This is a genomic window from Crossiella sp. CA-258035, assembly GCF_030064675.1.
Classification (GTDB): Bacteria; Actinomycetota; Actinomycetes; order Mycobacteriales; family Pseudonocardiaceae; genus Crossiella.
In genome coordinates this window covers 1,867,309-1,884,380 of sequence record NZ_CP116413.1, presented here as the reverse complement: position 1 = coordinate 1,884,380, position 17,072 = coordinate 1,867,309, and the positions used below count along the sequence as shown (strand labels likewise).

Sequence of the window (17,072 nt, the reverse complement as noted above, 5' to 3'; positions counted from 1 at the left end):
CGGTACTCGGCCCGTTTTGCCCCTGCCCTACCCTGTTTGCGTGAGGTTCCTCCGTCGCAACAGCACCGAGTCAGCCACGGCGCCCGAAGAGCAGGCGTCCTCGGCCGAGATCGCCGAGCCCATCGAGGGCGAGAAGGCGCGCACGCCGGGCAAGGGCCGGGCGACGCCGAAGCGCCGTGAGGCCGAGGTGCGCAAGCGCGGACCGGTCCCGCCGCCGCCGCGCACCCAGCGCGAGGCACTGCGCCGCGCCAAGGGCAACAAGGAGGACCGGCGCAAGGCCGCGGCCATCCGCCGCGAGCGGATGAACGCCGGCGACGACGCCTACCTGATGCCCCGCGACCGCGGCCCGGCCAGGGCGTACGTGCGGGACCTGGTGGACTCGCGGCGCAACCTGATGGGCCTGTTCATGCCGCTGGCCATCATCGTCTTCGTCTCCATCCTCACCCCGTCCCCGATGATCAAGCAGTACGCCAGCCTGTTCTGCATGTTCATGCTGCTGTCGATGATCATCGAAGGCGTGGTGCTGGGCCGCCTGGTGACCAGGAAGGTCCGCGAGCGCTTCCCGCAGGACACCAGCCGCGGCTTCGGCCTTGGCTGGTACGCCTTCACCAGGGCCACCCAGATCCGCAAGCTCCGCATGCCCAAGCCAAGGGTGAAGCCCGGCGACGCGGTCTGACCAGTCAGCCAACTCCTTAGCGGGGCGAACGAACCGCGCCTAGGATCTTCGTTATGGAGTTTCGACGTCTCGGTCGCAGCGGCCTGTCGGTCAGCGAGATCTCGTACGGCAACTGGATCACCCACGGTTCCCAGGTCGAGGAGGAGCAGGCGCACGCGTGTGTGCGGGCCGCTCTCGACGCGGGCATCACCACCTTCGACACCGCCGACGTCTACGCCAACACGGCCGCGGAGTCGGTGCTGGGCCGGGCGCTGGCCGGGCAGCGGCGGGAGGGCCTGGAGATCTTCACCAAGGTCTTCTGGCCGACCGGTCCCGGCGGGCCCAACGACAAGGGCCTGGGCCGCAAGCACATCATGGAGGCGGCGCACGGTTCGCTGAAGCGGCTGGGCACCGACTACCTGGACCTGTACCAGGCGCACCGGTTCGACACCACGGTGCCGCTGGAGGAGACCATGCTGGCCTTCGCCGACCTGGTGCGGCAGGGCAAGGTGCTCTACATCGGGGTCTCGGAGTGGAACGCCGAGCAGATCAGCAGGGGCGCGGCGCTGGCCCGTGAGCTGAACGTGCCGTTCGTGTCCAACCAGCCGCAGTACTCGATGCTGTGGCGGGTGATCGAGTCCCAGGTGGTGCCCGCCTCCGAGCGGGAGGGCCTCAGCCAGATCGTCTGGTCGCCGATCGCGCAGGGCGTGCTCACCGGCAAGTACCAGCCGGGCGCGGCCCCGCCAGCCGGTTCGCGGGCCACCGATGAGCGGGGCGGCGGCTTTGTCAGCCGGTTCCTGCGCGATGACCTGCTCACCGCGGTGCAGAACCTGCGGCCGCTGGCCGAGGAGGCCGGGCTGAGCATGGCGCAGCTGGCGGTGGCCTGGGTCCTGCAGAACCCGAACGTGGCCTCGGCGATCATCGGCGCGACCCGGCCGGAGCAGGTCCAGGAGAACGTCAAAGCGGCCGGGGTCACCCTGGAGCCCGAGCTGCTGAAGAAGATCGACGAGGTGCTGGACGGGTTCGTGGAGACCGACCCGCGGCGCACCGCCGTCGCCTAGCCGCGTGGGTCTGCGCCCGGCTAGTCGGCTGGGCGCAGGCTCATCGGCCCGTAGACCTCGTCCTCGCCGTCGAAGAGCCGGACCTGCTCGATCCCGGCCTCGGCCAGCTCGGCCCACTCCGCGCTGAACCAGGCCTCGGCCTCGTCCTGGTCGGCGAACTCCAGCGCCGGACCGTCCACCGCGCTGCCAGCCGAGTCCTCGTAACGCCACCGGTACGCCATGCGGCAACGGTAACGTGATCGCCGAGGCCGGAGCAGGAGGAGCGAGCAGTGACGCGACGCACGCTGGTGCTGGGCGGCGCGCGCTCCGGCAAGTCCGCGCACGCCGAAGGACTGCTGCCCGCCGATGCCGCCACCTACGTCGCCACCGCCCGCCGCGATCCGGCCGACGCGGACTGGGAGGCCCGCATCGCCGAGCACGTGCGCCGCCGCCCGGCGAGCTGGCGCACGGTGGAGTGCGGCGAGCAGCTGCCAGAGCTGCTTTCCCAAGCCACACAAGGAGATCCGCCGATCCTGGTGGACGACCTGGCCACCTGGCTGACCGGCCTGCTGGACGACGCCGGAGCCTGGGAGGGCGGTCCGGAGACGCTGGCACCGGTGCGGGCGCGGGGCGAGGCGCTGCGCGCGGCGGTGGCGGACTGCGCCGCGCCGGTGGTGCTGGTGTCCGCGGAGGTCGGCCTCGGCGTCGTGCCCGCGACCCGTTCTGGCAGGCTCTTCCGTGACGAGCTGGGCAGGCTGAACGCCCGGCTCGCCGAGGTGTGCGACGAGGTTGTGCTGCTCGTCGCCGGTGTCCCGCTGAAGCTGCGCTGACGGAGGTTTCCCCAGTGGACGAGGTTGTCCAGTTCCCGCCGGTGGCGCCACCGGACGCGCAGGCCCGCCGTGACGCCGAGGCGCGCCAGGCGCAGCTGACCAAACCCGCCGGTTCGCTGGGCAGGCTGGAGCAGCTCGGCGTGTGGCTGGCGGCCTGCCAGGGCGAGTGCCCGCCGCGGCCGCTGACCCGGCCGAGGGTGGTCGTCTTCGCCGGGGACCACGGCATCGCCCGGCACGGCGTCTCGGCCTACCCGAGCGAGGTCACCGCGCAGATGGTCGGCGGCTTCCTGGCCGGCACGGCCGCGGTGAACGTGCTCGCCGAGACCGCGGGCGCGACCGTCCGGGTCGAGGACCTGTCGGTGGACGCCGACACCGCGGAGTCGGTGTCCGGGCACAAGATCCGCCGTTCCTCCGGCGTCATCGACCGCGAGGATGCGCTCAGCAGCGCCGAGGTGGTGGCCGCGCTGGCCGCGGGCCGGGCGATCGCGGACGAGGAGGTGGACCGGGGCGCGGACCTGCTCATCGCGGGCGACATGGGCATCGGCAACACCACCCCCGCCGCGGTGCTGATCGCCGCGCTGACCGGCAGCGAGCCGGTGGCCGTGGTCGGCCGCGGCACCGGCATCGACGACCACGGCTGGATGCGCAAGACCGCCGCCATCCGGGACGCGCTGCGCCGCGCCCGCCCGGTCAGCGCCGACCCGATCGGCCTGCTGCGCACCAGCGCGGGCGCGGACATCGCCGCGATGGCCGGTTTCCTGGCCCAGGCGGCGATCCGGCAGACCCCGGTGCTGCTGGACGGCGTGGTGGTCGGCGCGGCCGCGATGGTGGCCGAGGAACTGGCCCCCGGCGCCCGCGAGTGGTGGCAGGCGGCCCACCGCTCGGTCGAACCGGCCCACTCGATCGTGCTGGAACACCTGGACCTCACCCCGCTGCTGGAGTTCAAGCTGCGCCTGGGCGAGGGCTCCGGCGCGGTCGCCGCGCTGCCGCTGCTGACCATGGCAGGCCGCGTGCTGGCCGAGATGGCCACCTTCGAGGAAGCGGGCATCTCCGGCCCGAGCGACACCCCGCTGACGCCGCCCGCGGTCGAAGCGGTGGCCGCCACCGCCGCGGGCCTGGCCGCCACGGTCGCCAAGGCGGCCAGTGACGGCACGCCGGACACCAGCGCGGCCAGCTACGGCTACGGGCACGGCCACACCGCCACCCAGGCGGCTGACGAACCCCGCGACAGCCCGGCCGACACGTCCTACCGCGCCGCGCCCCCGGCCGCCCCCGCCATCACGGTCGCCCCGCCGGAAGACCTGTGACGCCCAGCCACACCCCGGAGCCCGGCCGCCCCGAGTCGCCCAGCCACACCACCGTGCCCGGCCGCCCCGGGCCGCCCGGCCCTGACGCTGCCCAATGACCGCCGGCCTCCGCCTGGCGCTGTCCTGGCTCACCGTGCTGCCGGTGCGCACCGGCCCGGTCGACGCCGCCGTGGCCCGCACCGCGATCGCGGTGGCCCCCCTCGCCGGTCTGCTGCTCGGCGCGGCGGCCACCGCGGTCCTGTTCGCCCTGACCTGGCTGGGCGCTCCCGGTCTGCTCGCGGGTCTGCTGGTGGTCGGCCTGCTCGCGCTGGCCACCCGCGGCATGCACCTGGACGGCCTGGCCGACACCGCCGACGGCCTCGGCTGCTACGGCCCGCCGGAGCGCGCCCTCGCGGTCATGCGGGACGGCTCCGCTGGCCCGTTCGCCGTGGTCACCCTGATCGTGGTGCTGGGCGCGCAGGCGGTGAGCCTGTCCGCGATCGCCGGGACCGGGCGCTGGGGCGCGGTGGTGGTCGCGCTGGCCGCCGGCCGCGCCGCCTTCGCCTGGTGCTGCCGCCACGGCGTGCCCGCCGCCCGGCCCGAGGGACTGGGGGCGCTGGTCGCGGGCTCCCAGCCGGTCGCGGTGCCGATCGCCTGGACCGCGTTCCTCACCGTGGCCGCCGCGGCCGCCACCTACGACCGGCCCTGGCTCGGGCCGATCGGGGTGCTGCTGGCGGTGGGCGTGGTGCTGCTGCTGGTGCGGCACGTGCGGAAGCGGTTCGGCGGGGTCACCGGGGACGTGCTGGGCGCGGCGGCGGAGATCACCGTGCTGCTGGTGCTCGCGCTCGCCGCGTTCCGCTAGCGGCGGTCGCGCCCGCGCTGGCCAGCACCACCAGCCCGATCGCGGCCAGCTGCCACCAGCCCAGCTCCTGTCCCAGCACCAGGAACCCGGCCAGTGCGGCCAGTGCCGGGTTCAGGCTCATCATGATCCCGAACGCCCCGGCGGGCAGCCGGCGCAGCGCGAGCAGGTCCATCGAGTACGGCACCGCCGAGGCCAGCAGCCCCACCAGCAGGCCCAGCGCCAGGTTCCCCGGCCGCACCAGCTCAGCCCCGGCCGCGCTGATCCCCAGTGGCAGCACCGCGACCGCGCCCACCGCCGCGCCCAGCGCCAGGCCCTCCATGCCGCTGAATGCCTGGCCCAGGTGGCGGGTGAGCAGGATGTAGGCCGCCCAGCAGGCCGCGCCGGCCAGCGCGAACAGCACGCCTACCGCGTCCGCACCGTCCAGGCCGCTGCCCAGCAGCAGGACGCCGGCGCCGGCCAGCGCGGCCCAGAGGAAGTCGAGCTTGCGGCGGGACAGGGCCAGCGCCAGGGTCAGCGGGCCGAGGAACTCGAAGGTGATCGCCGCGCCCAGCGGCAGGCGCTGGATGGACAGGTAGACGCAGACGTTCATCACGGCCATCACCAGGCCGAACAGCGTGATGGTCCGCCAGTCGCGGCGGGAGCGGCCGCGCAGCGCCGGGCGGGCCAGCGCCAGCAGCAGCACGGCCGCGCCGGCCAGGCGGAGGGTGACCACGCCGAGCGGGCCCAGCGCCGGGTACAGGCTCACCGCCAGCGCGGCGGAGAACTGCACCGAGCTCATCCCGACCAGGATCAGCGCCACCCCGTGCAGGCGGGCGCCGAGCTGGTCGGCCGGGGCCAGGGTCGCGGTCACGGCACTGAGCCTAGGTAGCCGGCGGCGAACCCGGAAATGCTTATCACGCAGCGGTTATGCTTGGCGGTAATGGACGTCGAGCTGCGTCACTTCCGGTGCTTCCTGGCCATCGCGGAGGAGGGCTCGGTGACCGCGGCCGCCGCGCGGCTGCACCTCACCCAGCCCGCGGTCTCGCGCACCCTCGGCCAGCTGGAGCAGCGGCTCGGCCGGCGACTGGTGGACCGCTCCACCCGGCACCTGCGACTGACCGCCGACGGGGAAGCGTTCGCGGGCAAGGCCCGCGCAGTGCTCGCCGCGGTGGCCGCCGCCCTCGACCCCGGCCCGGAACCACCACTGCGCCTGGGTTACGCCTGGGCCGCGGCCGGTCCGCACACCACCGCGATCCTGCGCGCCTGGCGGGAGCGGCGGCCCGAGGTGCCGCTGGAGATCCGCCGGTTCGACGAGCGGACCGCCGGCCTGAGCCGGGGCGAGGTGGACGTGGCCCTGCTCCGGCACCAGCTCGACGACCCGCGGCTGGACAGCGCCGCGCTCTACACCGAGGCCCGCTTCGCCGCGGTGGCCGCCGACCACCCGCTGGCCACCCGGTCCGAGCTGACCCTGCGCGAGCTGAGCGGACTGCCGCTGGCGCGCAACGAGCTCTCCGGCACCACCACCCCCGAGCTGTGGCCGCCGGACGCGCCACCGGGGGAGACCGTGCGGGTGCACAACGTGGACGAGTGGCTCACCGTGATCGCGGCGGGCCGGGCCGTCGGCGTCACCGCGGACGGCACCCGGCACCACCACATGCACGCGGGCGTGGCCTACGTGCCGCTGTCCGGGGTGCCGCCGGTGACGGTGCACCTGGCCTGGCCCGCCGAGCACCGGCACCCGCGGCTCGCCGAGTTCCTCGCGCTCACCAGGGAGATCGTCCGCGGTTAGCCGAGCTTGGTCATCCAGCCGTGCGCGTCGGTCCCGCCGGTCTGGATGCCGGTCAGCGCGGCCCGCAGCTTCATGGTCAGCTCGCCCGGCTCGCCCCCGTTGACCAGGAACTCGCCACCGGCGTGCTTGACCCGGCCGACCGGCGTGATCACCGCGGCGGTGCCGCAGGCGAAGACCTCGGTCAGCTCGCCGGAGTCGACCTTCTTCTCCCACTCCTCGGTGGAGAACCGCCGCTCCTCCACCGCGTAACCCAGGTCGGCGGCCAGGGTCAGCAGCGAGTCGCGGGTGATGCCGGGCAGCAGCGCGCCGCTGAGCTCCGGGGTGACCACGCGGGCGTTCTCGCCCTCGCCGAGGACGAAGAACAGGTTCATCCCGCCCATCTCCTCCACCCACCGGCGCTCCACCGCGTCCAGCCACACCACCTGGTCGCAGCCCTGCTCCGCGGCCTGGGCCTGGGCGAGCAGGGACGCGGCGTAGTTGCCGGCGAACTTGGCCGCGCCGGTGCCGCCGGGCGAGGCGCGCACGTACTCGGTGCACAGCCACACGCTCACCGGCCGGACCCCACCGGCGAAGTAGGCGCCGGCCGGGGAGGCGATCAGCACGTACAGGTACTCCTTGGCCGGGCGCACACCCAGGCCCGCCTCGGTGGCGAACAGGAACGGCCGCAGGTACAGCGACTCGTCCTGCGCGGTGGGCACCCATGCCTTGTCGACGTCGAGCAGTTCGCGCACCGAGCCGAGGAACAGCTCGTCCGGCAGCTCCGGCATGGCCAGCCGCTGCGCCGAGGCGCGCAGCCGGGCCGCGTTGGCCTCCGGCCGGAACGAGGCGATCGAGCCGTCCGGCTGGCGGTAGGCCTTGAGGCCCTCGAAGATCGCCTGCCCGTAGTGCAGCACCATGGCCGCCGGGTCGAGCGGGATGCTGCCGTAGGGCACCACCGCCGCGTCGTGCCAGCCCTGCTCGGGGTTCCAGCGGATGGTGACCATGTGGTCGGTGAAGTACTGACCGAAACCGGGCTTGGCCAGGATCTCGGCCCGCCGCTCCCCAGACGCGGGCTGGGGGTTCAGGCTACGGGTGAACGACACCGTTGACGTCATGGCAGCAGCGTAGTACTTCGTGTTGCCCCCGACCATCGTCATCCCAATGGTCGGACGACCTACTGTTCAGTCCACCCGGCCATTCCGGCCGGGTGGACTGACGTCTCACACCGCGGGCAGGCCCTCGGCGAGGTCCGCGGGCAGCACCGGCGCCGGCCACCCCGCACCGGGGGTGAAGTCGCACCAGCTGCCGTCGAAGGGGAACGCGCCCTGTTCGGCCAGCGCGATCATCCGCTCGCCCTCGGCCCGCAGCCGGCCCATCTGGGCCACACTGAACAGTCCGGCGGCGACCGCCTCCTCCGCCTCGTCCTCGTCCTTCCAGCACCAGGTCAGGTCCGGCTCGACCACCACGTCGAGCACCCCGTCCACCCGGTCCACGTAGTCCGCGCCCCGGCCCATCGGCAGCTCCAGGTTGACGTACCAGTGCCGGAAGCTGCCGTCGGCGTTGAAGAACCACCACACGCTGGACCAGGCGTGCTCGTCCACCAGACGCAGGTTGGAGTGGCCGTGCCAGCTGGAGAGCACCGGGATCCGCGGGATCCGGAAGCGCTCGGACAGCGGGGCCTCGCGCTGGTGGCGGCCGTCGGCCAGCCGGGTGGCGCGGACCCTGGTGCCGTCCGGGATCCAGCAGACCAGCTGGGCGCCGTCATCGCGGAGCACCCTGGCCGGGGTGACCGAGCCGAGGCTGCCGTCCAGGCGGCGGAAGCGGTAGAGGACCTCGTCGCCGGGCTGCCAGGTCATGGTCACCGACTCGGGTGGCGGCTGGGTGCGGGTCACCGGACGTGCGAGTCCACGAACGGGGGCTTCACGACCTCGCAGCGCAGCGAGCGGCCCCGGACGTCCAGGGTGACCTCGGCGCCGGGCTCCAGTCCGGCCGAGGTGTCCAGCAGGGCCAGCGCGATGCCGGTCTTCAGGGTCGGGGAGAACGTGCCGGAGGTGGTCTCGCCGACCTTCGCGCCGCCGCTGAGCACGGTCATCCCGGCCCTGGGCACGCCCCGGTCCAGCGCGCGCAGGCCGAACAGCTTGCGGGCCGGGCCGTTGGCGCGCTCGGCGGTCAGCGCCTCGCGGCCCCAGAACGCGGGCTTCTTCCAGCCCACCGCCCAGCCGGAACCGGCCTGCACCGGGCTGATCTCCAGGGACAGGTCCTGGCCGTGCAGCGGGTAGCCCATCTCGGTGCGCAGGGTGTCCCTGGCGCCGAGGCCACAGGCCCGGCCGCCGTGCTCAGCCGCGACCTCCAGCAGCTTCGCCCACAGCGCGGGGGCGTCGTCCCAGGCCGGGATCAGCTCGTAGCCGTGCTCGCCGGTGTAGCCGGTGCGGCAGATCCGCACCGTGCGGCCATTCCAGTCCGCGTCGGCGAAGGCCATGTAGTCCATGTCGCTGGGCAGGCCGAGCTCGGCGAGCACCTCGGCGGACTTCGGGCCCTGCACCGCGAGCACCGCGAAGCCGTCGTGCTGGCCGGTCACCGTGACGCCCTCGGGGGCGGCGGCCACCAGCAGCTCGACCACCTTGGCGGTGTTGGCCGCGTTCGGGACCAGGAACACCTCCTCCGGCGAGACCAGGTAGGCGATCAGGTCGTCCACCACGCCGCCGGAGTCGGTGCAGCACAGCGTGTACTGGGCCTTGCCGGGTGCGATCCGGCCCAGGTCGTTGGACAGGCTGGCGTTGACGAACTCGGCCGCGCCGGGACCGGCGACCAGGGCCTTGCCCAGGTGCGAGACGTCGAAGACGCCGACCGCCTCGCGCACCGCGGTGTGCTCGGCGACCACGCCGCCGTCGGTGTACTGGATCGGCATCTCCCAGCCGCCGAACGGCGCGAAGGTGGCGCCGAGGGCACGGTGTGACTCGTGCAGGGGGCTGGTGCGCAACGGGGTGTCAGTCACAAGGGGGAAGTTACCGCCATTGCCGGGTGATCATGGCGGCGACGCAGGATCCAGCCACGACCGTGACCAGCGTCGCCAGCAACAGCACCGGAGGCAGGCTCATCAGCAGCACCACGGACAGGCCAAGGCCCAGGCAGGCGGTGCGCATCGGCCAGGTGCGGTCCTCCACCAGCAGCAGCCGGGCCGCGGCGTTGGTGAAGGCGTAGTAGGTGAGCAGGCAGCAGGCCGCGAACTGGAGGGCGATCTCCGGGCTGAGCAGCAGCACCAGCCCGCCCGCGCCCGCGGCGGCCAGCAGCTGCGCCCGCCACGGCGACTTGCTCAGGCCCAGCGGGAGCTCACGGTTCCTGGACAGCGAGAGCAGCGCGCGGCGCAGGTCCACGCTGACGATCAGCGCCATCGCGCCCAGCGCCACCGCGGCGGCCGCGCTGATCAGTGGCAGCAGCACCGCGCCGTCGGCGGCCACCACCGCGTCCCGCAGCGGGGCCGGCGAGAGCGCCAGCCGGGCCGAGCCGAGCTGGCGCAGCGTGGCCCAGCCGAGCAGCAGGTAGAGCAGCGCGCCGAGGCCGATCACGAACGGGATGGCCAGGCGCACCTTGCGCTGCGGGTAGGCGCGGCCGTCCGCGGGCGAGGTGATCCGCTCGAAGCCGATCAGGCCGAAGAACACCACCGAGCCCGCGGTGAGCAGCATCCGCGGGTTGTCCGCGCCCGGCTGACCGCTCACCGGAACCACCTGTTCGGGTGGTGGCACGGTGAAGCAGACGATGATCACCACGACCAGCACCGCGACCACGAACCCGGTGACCGCCCAGCTCACCCAGCGCGGGGTGGCCAGGTTCGCCGAGCCGAGCGCCGCGGCCAGCACGATCACCGTCACCGCGGCCACCCAGGGCCGCGCCGGCATCAGGTACGCGCCGAAGGCCCCGGCCACCGCGGCCAGCGAGGCGAGCTTGCCGACCAGCAGCCCGGTGCCGGCCAGCCTGCCCGGCCAGCGGCCCAGGTGCTCCTTGGTGCAGGCATAACCGCTGCCGTAGCCCACGTAGGCGGCGGACTGGTCAGAAGTGGAGAACGCACTGCACAATGCCGCCAGCGCCGCGAGCAGCACGCCGACCAGCAGCCAGCGGCCGGCCGCCTCGGCAGCCGGGGCCAGCCCCACGAAGGCGCCCGCGCCGAGCATGCCGCCGAGGCCGAGCACCACCAGGTCGGGCACGCCGACCGCGTGACCGGATCCGGCCCGCGATGCTCGCTGTACGTCCAATGCCACCGACACACAGTATTCGGACTGTATTAAAGAGCGATAGCCGCCTTGGGGGCGGATAGCCCACTCGGATTAGCCTTCGGCAACACTGACCCAGGGAACTACACCGGGCCGGCGGCCAAGAAACCGCTTGCCGCGACAACGACGAACACACGCCGTCGCCGACCTCGACACGCGCAGCTCGGGCGGGACGGGATTAAGGAGCACACGTGACCGCGCCCAAGCTTGCGCTGATCGACAGCGATCCCAAGTCCGTCGCGACCGACGCGGTGGTCATCGGCACCGTCCAGGGATCCGACGGCGTGCTCCTCGCGCCGGGCGCCGAGCAGGTCGACGCCGCGTTCGACGGCGAGCTGAGCACCCTGTTGAGCGCTCTCGGCGCCACCGGCAAGGCCGATGAACTCGTCAAGCTGCCCGCCCGCGGCGCGCTGACCGCCCCGCTGGTGGTCGCGGTCGGCCTCGGCGCGATCGCCGCCGGGCAGGACGGCCCGAGCAGCGAGCAGGTCCGCAGGGCCGCCGGGGTGGCCGCCCGCGCGCTGGCCGGGGTGGCCAAGGCGACCGTGACGCTGTCCACTGTGGACCTGGGCGCCGCGGTGGAGGGTGTCGTGCTCGGCGCGTACGCCTTCACCGGCTACAAGTCCGACGCGGGCAAGGCGCCGCTGGCCAAGGCCGACTTCCTGGTCGCCGACGCCAAGGACAAGCACGCCAAGGCCGTGCTCAAGGCCAACACCGCGATCGCCGAGGCGGTCACCACCGCCCGCGACTTCGTCAACACCCCGCCCAACGACCTGTACCCGGCCTCCTTCGCCGAGCGCGCGGTCCAGCTCGCCGAGGCCGTCGGCCTCACCGTCGAGGTGCTGGACGAGAAGGCGCTGCGCAAGGGCGGCTTCGGCGGCGTGCTCGGCGTCGGCGGCGGTTCCTCCCGCCCGCCGCGGCTGGTGCGGCTGAGCTACCAGGGCCCGAAGGCGAAGAAGAAGGTCGCCCTGGTCGGCAAGGGCATCACCTTCGACACCGGCGGCATCTCGATCAAGCCCGCGCCCGGCATGGACGAGATGACCATGGACATGGGCGGCGCGGCCGCGGTGGTGGCCACCGTGGTGCTGGCGGCCAAGCTGAAGTACCCGCTGGAGGTCACCGCGACCGTGCCGATGGCGGAGAACATGCCCTCCGGCACCGCCTACCGCCCCGGCGACGTGCTGACCATGTACGGCGGCAAGACCGTCGAGGTGCTCAACACCGACGCCGAGGGCCGCCTCATCCTGGCCGACGCCATCGTGCGGGCCGGCGAGGACAACCCGGACTACCTGATCGAGACCTCCACCCTGACCGGCGCCCAGGTGGTCGCCCTGGGCAGGCGCACCGCGGGCATCATGGGCAGCGACGAGTTCCGCGACCGGGTGGCCGGCATCGCCCGCGCCACCGGCGAGGGCGGCTGGGCCATGCCCCTGCCGGAGGAGCTCCGCGCCGACCTGGACTCCCGCCTGGCCGACCTGGCCAACGTCTCCGGCCACCGCTGGGGCGGCATGCTGACCGCGGGCATCTTCCTGCGCGAGTTCGTGCCGGAGGGCGTGCAGTGGGCCCACCTGGACATCGCGGGCCCGGCCTACAACTCCAGCGGGCCGCACGGTTACACGCCGAAGGGTGGCACGGGCGTTCCGGTCCGGACCCTGGCGGCTGTGCTGGCCGACATCGCTGAGAACGGCTGACACATTGGCGCGCTCCGCGCGCGGGATTTTTCGCTCCTGAGTCGTGCGTTCGTGCCCCCGCCACACCCCCGAAGCAAGCTTCGGTGTGTCGGGGGCACGAACGCACGACGCGAAAAATCACACCCGTCGCAGGGTCAAGAGCCCGCCGTGTCGCTGGCGCGCCACGCCTCTCCCGCGACAAGTAACCCCCACCACCACTTGGCCAACACCCCGTACGACAACGGCCAACACTCCGCCGAGCCCCCATCCCACCGCGACAACTCGTTGCGAAAGAGGCGTGGCGCGCAGCGACACGGCGGGCTCTTCACCTCGCGGTGGGGTTGATTTTTTCGCGTCGCCTTGTCGTGTGCCCGACGCATCCGAAGCTTGCTTCGCGTGCGGCGGGCACACGACAAGGCGACTCAGGAGCGAAAAAATCCCGCGCGCGGAGCGCGCCAATGTCACAGCTCAGATCAGCGGCACGACCCACGCGGCAACCGCGTCGCGGTCATCCGGCTCCTTCTCCCCAAGGAACGCCGACACCACGGTCTCCGCCGTAACCGGCACCACCCGGCCAGGAAACGGCAGCTCTGAAGGCGCGCAAGACCCGGTAGAGCACCGCAACTGCCGAGCCAGCTCCTCGTACCAGGCATAAAAAGTGACCGGAGCCGCGGCAAGCTGAGCGACCGCGCGCTCGGCAAGGCGGCCCGCCAGTTCCGAGAGCACCGCGACCAGAGTCGTGGTGTCCAGGTGGGCGCGCTCGGCCTCGTCGGTGGTCAGCCACCAGGTGTTCTCGCGCTGCTCGCGGGCGCGGTCGGCCGGGTCCAGGAACAGGGGTTCCTGGGCCACTCCGGCGAGTCGGTCGAGGAAAGTGGACACCTAGCCTGACGCCTTCCCGTCGCGGCGCTGCTGCGCGCGCTGTCGTGCGGTGTAGTCGCGCATCCGCTGTGGATAGCCGACCTTGTTGGCCTCGTACATCGGAATCTTCAATTTCCGGGCGAGTTTCTGCGCGGCGTCGAACCCGGAGATGCGCCGCCGGGTCCACTCGCCGTCGTGTGCGATGAACACGACAGTGGTCTCGGTCACCGTGGTCTTGGGTTCCAGGTACGCCTCGACGCCGTGCCGGGCCGCCGCCCACGCTTCCAGGTGGGCGGTGTCGGCGTTCGAGGCCGACCGCAGCTGGCCGGGTCGCTCCTTGCGGCGGAAACGGTCGAACAGGCCCACCGCGCACCTCCTTCGCTCCAGCCACCGATCTTGCCAGGCCAGATGTCAGGCGGACGTCACATTCCGGGCGAAACTCCGCCTCGATGATCCACCCAGCGTGACCCAGGACATGCGTACTGAGATGTAGGTATCCCGCGTCGCGAGCACCCCTGACATGGTGACAAGATGGCGGATGCCCGTCGCGCTGAACCGGCGTTGTCGGCACCAGAGAACGCCCAGCAAACGATGCCTCCATGAGGAGATCGAAGTGACCGACACCTCCGCCGACCTCGTGATCCTTGGCGGCGGCTCGGGCGGCTACGCCTGCGCGCTGCGCGCGAGCCAGCTCGGCCTGTCCGTGATCCTGGTCGAGAAGGACAAGCTCGGTGGCACCTGCCTGCACCGCGGCTGCATCCCGACCAAGGCGCTGCTGCACGCGGCTGAGGTGGCCGACATGGCCAGGGAGAGCGACCAGTTCGGTGTCAAGGCCAGCCTTGAGGGCATCGACATCGCCGGGGTCAACACCTACAAGGACACCGTGGTCGGCAACCTGTACAAGGGCCTGGCCGGGATGTTCAAGTCGCGCAAGGGCGTGACCGTGGTCGAAGGCGCCGGCACCTTCGAGGCGCCGAACACCGTGGTGGTGGACGGCCAGCGCTACACCGGCAAGAACGTGGTGCTCGCCACCGGCTCCTACGCCCGCTCGCTGCCCGGTCTGGAGATCGGCGGCCGGGTCATGACCAGCGACCAGGCGCTCAACCTGGACTTCGTGCCGGAGAAGGTCGTCGTGCTCGGCGGCGGCGTGATCGGCGTGGAGTTCGCCAGCGTGTGGCGCTCCTTCGGCGCCGAGGTCACCATCGTGGAGGCCCTGCCCCGCCTGGTGCCCGCCGAGGACGAGTTCTGCTCCAAGCAGGTCGAGCGGGCCTTCCGCCGCCGCGGCATCAAGTTCAAGACCGGCGTCCGGTTCACCGGCGCCACCCAGACCGACTCCTCGGTGTCGATCACCCTGGAGTCCGGTGAGCAGCTCGACGCCGACCTGCTGCTGGTCGCGGTCGGCCGCGGCCCGAACAGCGCGGGCCACGGCTACGAGGAGGCCGGGGTCAAGATGGACCGCGGCTTCGTGCTCACCGACGAGTACCTGCGCACCAACCTGCCGAACGTGTACGCGGTCGGCGACCTGGTGCCGGGCCTGCAGCTGGCCCACCGCGGCTTCCAGCAGGGCATCCTCGTCGCCGAGCAGATCGCCGGGCTCAACCCGAAGCCGATCGACGAGGCCGGGATCCCCCGCGTCACCTACTGCGAGCCCGAGGTCGCCTCGGTCGGCCTCACCGAGGCCCAGGCCAAGGAGAAGTACGGTTCCGTCGAGACCGTCATCTACGACCTCGCGGGCAACGGCAAGTCCCAGATCCTCAAGACCAAGGGCGCCATCAAGTTGGTCAAGGCCACCGACGGCCCCGTGGTCGGGCTGCACCTGGTCGGTTCGCGGGTCGGCGAACTGATCGGCGAGGCGCAGCTGATCTACAACTGGGAGGCATACGCTGACGACGTGGCCCCCCTGGTGCACGCGCACCCGACCCAGAACGAAGCCCTCGGCGAGGCACACCTCGCCCTGGCCGGCAAGCCGCTGCACGCGCACGGCTGATCGATCGGCGCGAGGCAAACCCAGTGAGCACAAGCACGAGGAGCTAGCGAAAGATGGCCTTCTCCGTCCAGATGCCGGCGCTCGGCGAGAGCGTCACGGAGGGCACTGTCACCCGGTGGCTGAAGCAGGTCGGCGACACCGTTGAGGTCGACGAGCCCTTGCTTGAGGTCTCCACCGACAAGGTGGACACCGAGATCCCCTCCCCTGCCGCCGGTGTGCTGCAGCGCATCGTCGTGAACGAGGACGAGACCGTGGACGTGGGCGCCGAGCTGGCGGTCATCGGCGACGGGGACGGCGGTGGCGACTCCGCCCCGGCGCCCGCCGCCGAGCAGCCGTCGGCCGCCCCGTCCGAGCAGCCCGCACCGGAGCCAGAGCCCGCCCAGCAGCAGCAGTCCGCCCCGGCGCCCGAGCCGGAGCAGCAGCAGTCGGCCCCGTCCGGCGGCGGCGCGGCGGAGGGCACCCCGGTGGCCATGCCCGCGCTCGGCGAGTCCGTCACCGAGGGCACCGTGACCCGGTGGCTCAAGCAGGTCGGCGACTCCGTCGACGTGGACGAGCCGCTGCTCGAGGTCTCCACCGACAAGGTCGACACCGAGATCCCGTCCCCGGTGGCCGGGACCCTGCTGGAGATCAACGTCGGCGAGGACGAGACGGTCGACGTCGGCGCCCAGCTCGCGGTGATCGGCAGCGGCGAGCCCGCGCAGCAGCAGAGCGCGCCCGCCCCGGCCCCGCAGCAGGAGCAGCAGCAGGAGTCCGCCCCGCAGCAGGCTCCGGCCCCGCAGCAGCAGGCTCCCCAGCAGCAGGCCCCGGCTCCGCAGCAGAGCGCTCAGGCCCCCGCGCCGCAGCAGTCCGCGCCGGCTCCGCAGGCCCCCTCGGCTGAGGAGAGCAACGGCGAGGCGCCCTACGTCACCCCGCTGGTCCGCAAGCTCGCCGCCGAGCACAAGGTCGACCTGGGCTCGCTCAAGGGCAGTGGGGTCGGCGGCCGGATCCGCAAGCAGGACGTGCTCGCCGCGGTCGAGGCCGCCAAGGCCGCCGCCGCGGAAGCCGCCAAGCCCGCTCCGGCGGCTCCGGCTCCGGCCGCGAGCTCCGGCTCGGCGCCGAGGGCGGCCGCACCGGCCAGCACGCCAGAGGCCGAGCTGCGCGGCAAGACGGTGAAGATGACCAGGCCGCGCCAGGTCATCGCCCGCCGGATGGTCGAGTCGCTGCAGACCTCCGCGCAGCTGACCACGGTGGTCGAGGTGGACGTCACCAAGATCGCCCGGCTGCGCGCGCGGGCCAAGGGCGCGTTCGAGGCGCGGGAGGGCGTGAAGCTCTCGTTCCTGCCGTTCTTCGCCAAGGCCGCCGTCGAGGCGCTCAAGCAGCACCCGAAGCTCAACGCCTCGATCAACGCCGAGTCCAACGAGGTCACCTACCACGGCGCCGAGCACCTGGTGATCGCGGTGGACACCGAGAAGGGCCTGATGGTCCCGGTCATCCACGACGCGGGCGATCTGAACATCGCGGGCCTGGCCCGCAAGATCGCCGACGTGGCCGACCGCACCCGGCGCAGCAAGATCTCCCCGGACGAGCTCAGCGGCGGCACCTTCACGCTGACCAACACCGGCAGCCGGGGCGCGCTGTTCGACACGCCGATCATCAACCAGCCGCAGGTGGGCATCCTGGGCACCGGCAGCGTGGTCAAGCGCGCGGTCGTGGTGACCGACGAGGCCGGTGGCGACACCATCGCCATCCGCTCCATGGTCTACCTGGCCCTGTCCTACGACCACCGGCTGGTCGACGGCGCGGACGCGGCCCGGTTCCTGACCGCGGTCAAGCAGCGCCTGGAGGACGGCGCGTTCGAGGCCGACCTGGGTCTCTGACGCGACACGAACACCA

Annotated in this window: 16 protein-coding genes and 1 pseudogene; 9 read left to right on the top strand and 8 right to left on the bottom strand. The window is 72.7% G+C overall.

Going from position 1 to position 17,072, the window contains the following annotated elements:
- The first annotated feature begins 40 nt into the window (after window positions 1-40).
- Window positions 41-676, top strand: a complete 636-nt coding sequence (locus N8J89_RS09225; protein ID WP_283663916.1) for a DUF3043 domain-containing protein — start codon at window positions 41-43, stop codon at window positions 674-676.
- A gap of 53 nt (window positions 677-729) precedes the next feature.
- Window positions 730-1,716, top strand: a complete 987-nt coding sequence (locus tag N8J89_RS09220) for an aldo/keto reductase family protein (RefSeq protein WP_283663915.1) — start codon at window positions 730-732, stop codon at window positions 1,714-1,716.
- A gap of 20 nt (window positions 1,717-1,736) precedes the next feature.
- Here N8J89_RS09220 and N8J89_RS09215 read toward each other — a convergent pair whose 3' ends face one another.
- Window positions 1,737-1,937, bottom strand: coding sequence for a hypothetical protein (locus tag N8J89_RS09215; protein WP_252486660.1), 201 nt, complete (start codon window positions 1,935-1,937; stop codon window positions 1,737-1,739).
- A gap of 48 nt (window positions 1,938-1,985) precedes the next feature.
- On the opposite strand from N8J89_RS09215, the gene cobU reads away from it, so the two are divergent.
- The 3 genes and pseudogenes from cobU to cobS all read left to right on the top strand — a co-directional run bounded on the left by cobU (window position 1,986) and on the right by cobS (window position 4,673).
- Window positions 1,986-2,525 (top strand): bifunctional adenosylcobinamide kinase/adenosylcobinamide-phosphate guanylyltransferase, encoded by a 540-nt coding sequence (gene cobU / locus N8J89_RS09210; RefSeq protein ID WP_283663914.1) that lies wholly within the window; start codon window positions 1,986-1,988, stop codon window positions 2,523-2,525.
- A 14-nt stretch (window positions 2,526-2,539) separates the two neighbouring features.
- Window positions 2,540-3,607 (top strand): annotated as a pseudogene (cobT, locus tag N8J89_RS09205) (nicotinate-nucleotide--dimethylbenzimidazole phosphoribosyltransferase); the annotation flags it as partial.
- A gap of 319 nt (window positions 3,608-3,926) precedes the next feature.
- On the top strand, window positions 3,927-4,673 hold the full coding sequence (cobS, locus tag N8J89_RS09200) for an adenosylcobinamide-GDP ribazoletransferase (RefSeq protein ID WP_283663913.1): 747 nt from the start codon (window positions 3,927-3,929) through the stop codon (window positions 4,671-4,673).
- On the opposite strand, the gene N8J89_RS09195 is transcribed toward cobS, so the two are convergent.
- On the bottom strand, window positions 4,633-5,523 hold the full coding sequence (locus N8J89_RS09195; RefSeq protein ID WP_283663912.1) for an EamA family transporter: 891 nt from the start codon (window positions 5,521-5,523) through the stop codon (window positions 4,633-4,635). The two genes, cobS and N8J89_RS09195, sit on opposite strands and share 41 nt — an antisense overlap.
- A gap of 69 nt (window positions 5,524-5,592) precedes the next feature.
- Here N8J89_RS09195 and N8J89_RS09190 point away from each other — a divergent pair, with 69 nt between their 5' ends.
- Window positions 5,593-6,441, top strand: a complete 849-nt coding sequence (locus N8J89_RS09190; protein WP_283663911.1) for a LysR family transcriptional regulator — start codon at window positions 5,593-5,595, stop codon at window positions 6,439-6,441.
- Here the strand turns inward: N8J89_RS09190 and N8J89_RS09185 are convergent.
- From N8J89_RS09185 to N8J89_RS09170, 4 genes are all read right to left on the bottom strand, one after another.
- Window positions 6,438-7,535 carry a branched-chain amino acid aminotransferase gene (locus N8J89_RS09185; RefSeq protein ID WP_283663910.1) on the bottom strand — a complete coding sequence of 366 codons (1,098 nt, stop codon included), beginning with the start codon at window positions 7,533-7,535 and terminating at the stop codon, window positions 6,438-6,440. The genes N8J89_RS09190 and N8J89_RS09185 overlap by 4 nt on opposite strands.
- A gap of 105 nt (window positions 7,536-7,640) precedes the next feature.
- On the bottom strand, window positions 7,641-8,312 hold the full coding sequence (locus N8J89_RS09180; protein ID WP_502868431.1) for a ribonuclease FAU-1 family protein: 672 nt from the start codon (window positions 8,310-8,312) through the stop codon (window positions 7,641-7,643).
- A complete protein-coding gene (gcvT, locus tag N8J89_RS09175) occupies window positions 8,309-9,415 on the bottom strand; it encodes a glycine cleavage system aminomethyltransferase GcvT (RefSeq protein WP_283663909.1) in 1,107 nt (368 codons plus the stop codon). The genes N8J89_RS09180 and gcvT overlap by 4 nt, the downstream gene beginning before the upstream one ends.
- Window positions 9,416-9,425: 10 nt before the next feature.
- Window positions 9,426-10,676 carry an APC family permease gene (locus tag N8J89_RS09170; protein WP_283663908.1) on the bottom strand — a complete coding sequence of 417 codons (1,251 nt, stop codon included), beginning with the start codon at window positions 10,674-10,676 and terminating at the stop codon, window positions 9,426-9,428.
- A 203-nt stretch (window positions 10,677-10,879) separates the two neighbouring features.
- Between N8J89_RS09170 and N8J89_RS09165 the strand changes: the two genes are divergently transcribed.
- Complete coding sequence (locus N8J89_RS09165) at window positions 10,880-12,376, top strand: leucyl aminopeptidase (protein WP_283663907.1); 1,497 nt, start codon at window positions 10,880-10,882, stop codon at window positions 12,374-12,376.
- A gap of 447 nt (window positions 12,377-12,823) precedes the next feature.
- Here N8J89_RS09165 and N8J89_RS09160 read toward each other — a convergent pair whose 3' ends face one another.
- The gene (locus N8J89_RS09160; RefSeq protein ID WP_283663906.1) at window positions 12,824-13,234 is read right to left on the bottom strand and encodes a hypothetical protein; all 411 of its coding nucleotides are present in this window, start codon (window positions 13,232-13,234) and stop codon (window positions 12,824-12,826) included.
- Entirely contained in the window at window positions 13,235-13,579 is a 345-nt protein-coding gene (locus N8J89_RS09155; RefSeq protein ID WP_283663905.1) for an oxidoreductase, read from the bottom strand.
- A gap of 247 nt (window positions 13,580-13,826) precedes the next feature.
- Between N8J89_RS09155 and lpdA the strand changes: the two genes are divergently transcribed.
- Both lpdA and sucB read left to right on the top strand, forming a co-directional pair.
- Window positions 13,827-15,200: a dihydrolipoyl dehydrogenase gene (gene lpdA / locus N8J89_RS09150; protein ID WP_283663904.1), complete on the top strand. Its 1,374-nt coding sequence runs from the start codon at window positions 13,827-13,829 to the stop codon at window positions 15,198-15,200.
- Window positions 15,201-15,253: 53 nt separating this feature from the next.
- Entirely contained in the window at window positions 15,254-17,056 is a 1,803-nt protein-coding gene (gene sucB, locus N8J89_RS09145; protein WP_283663903.1) for a 2-oxoglutarate dehydrogenase, E2 component, dihydrolipoamide succinyltransferase, read from the top strand.
- Window positions 17,057-17,072: the final 16 nt, after the last annotated feature.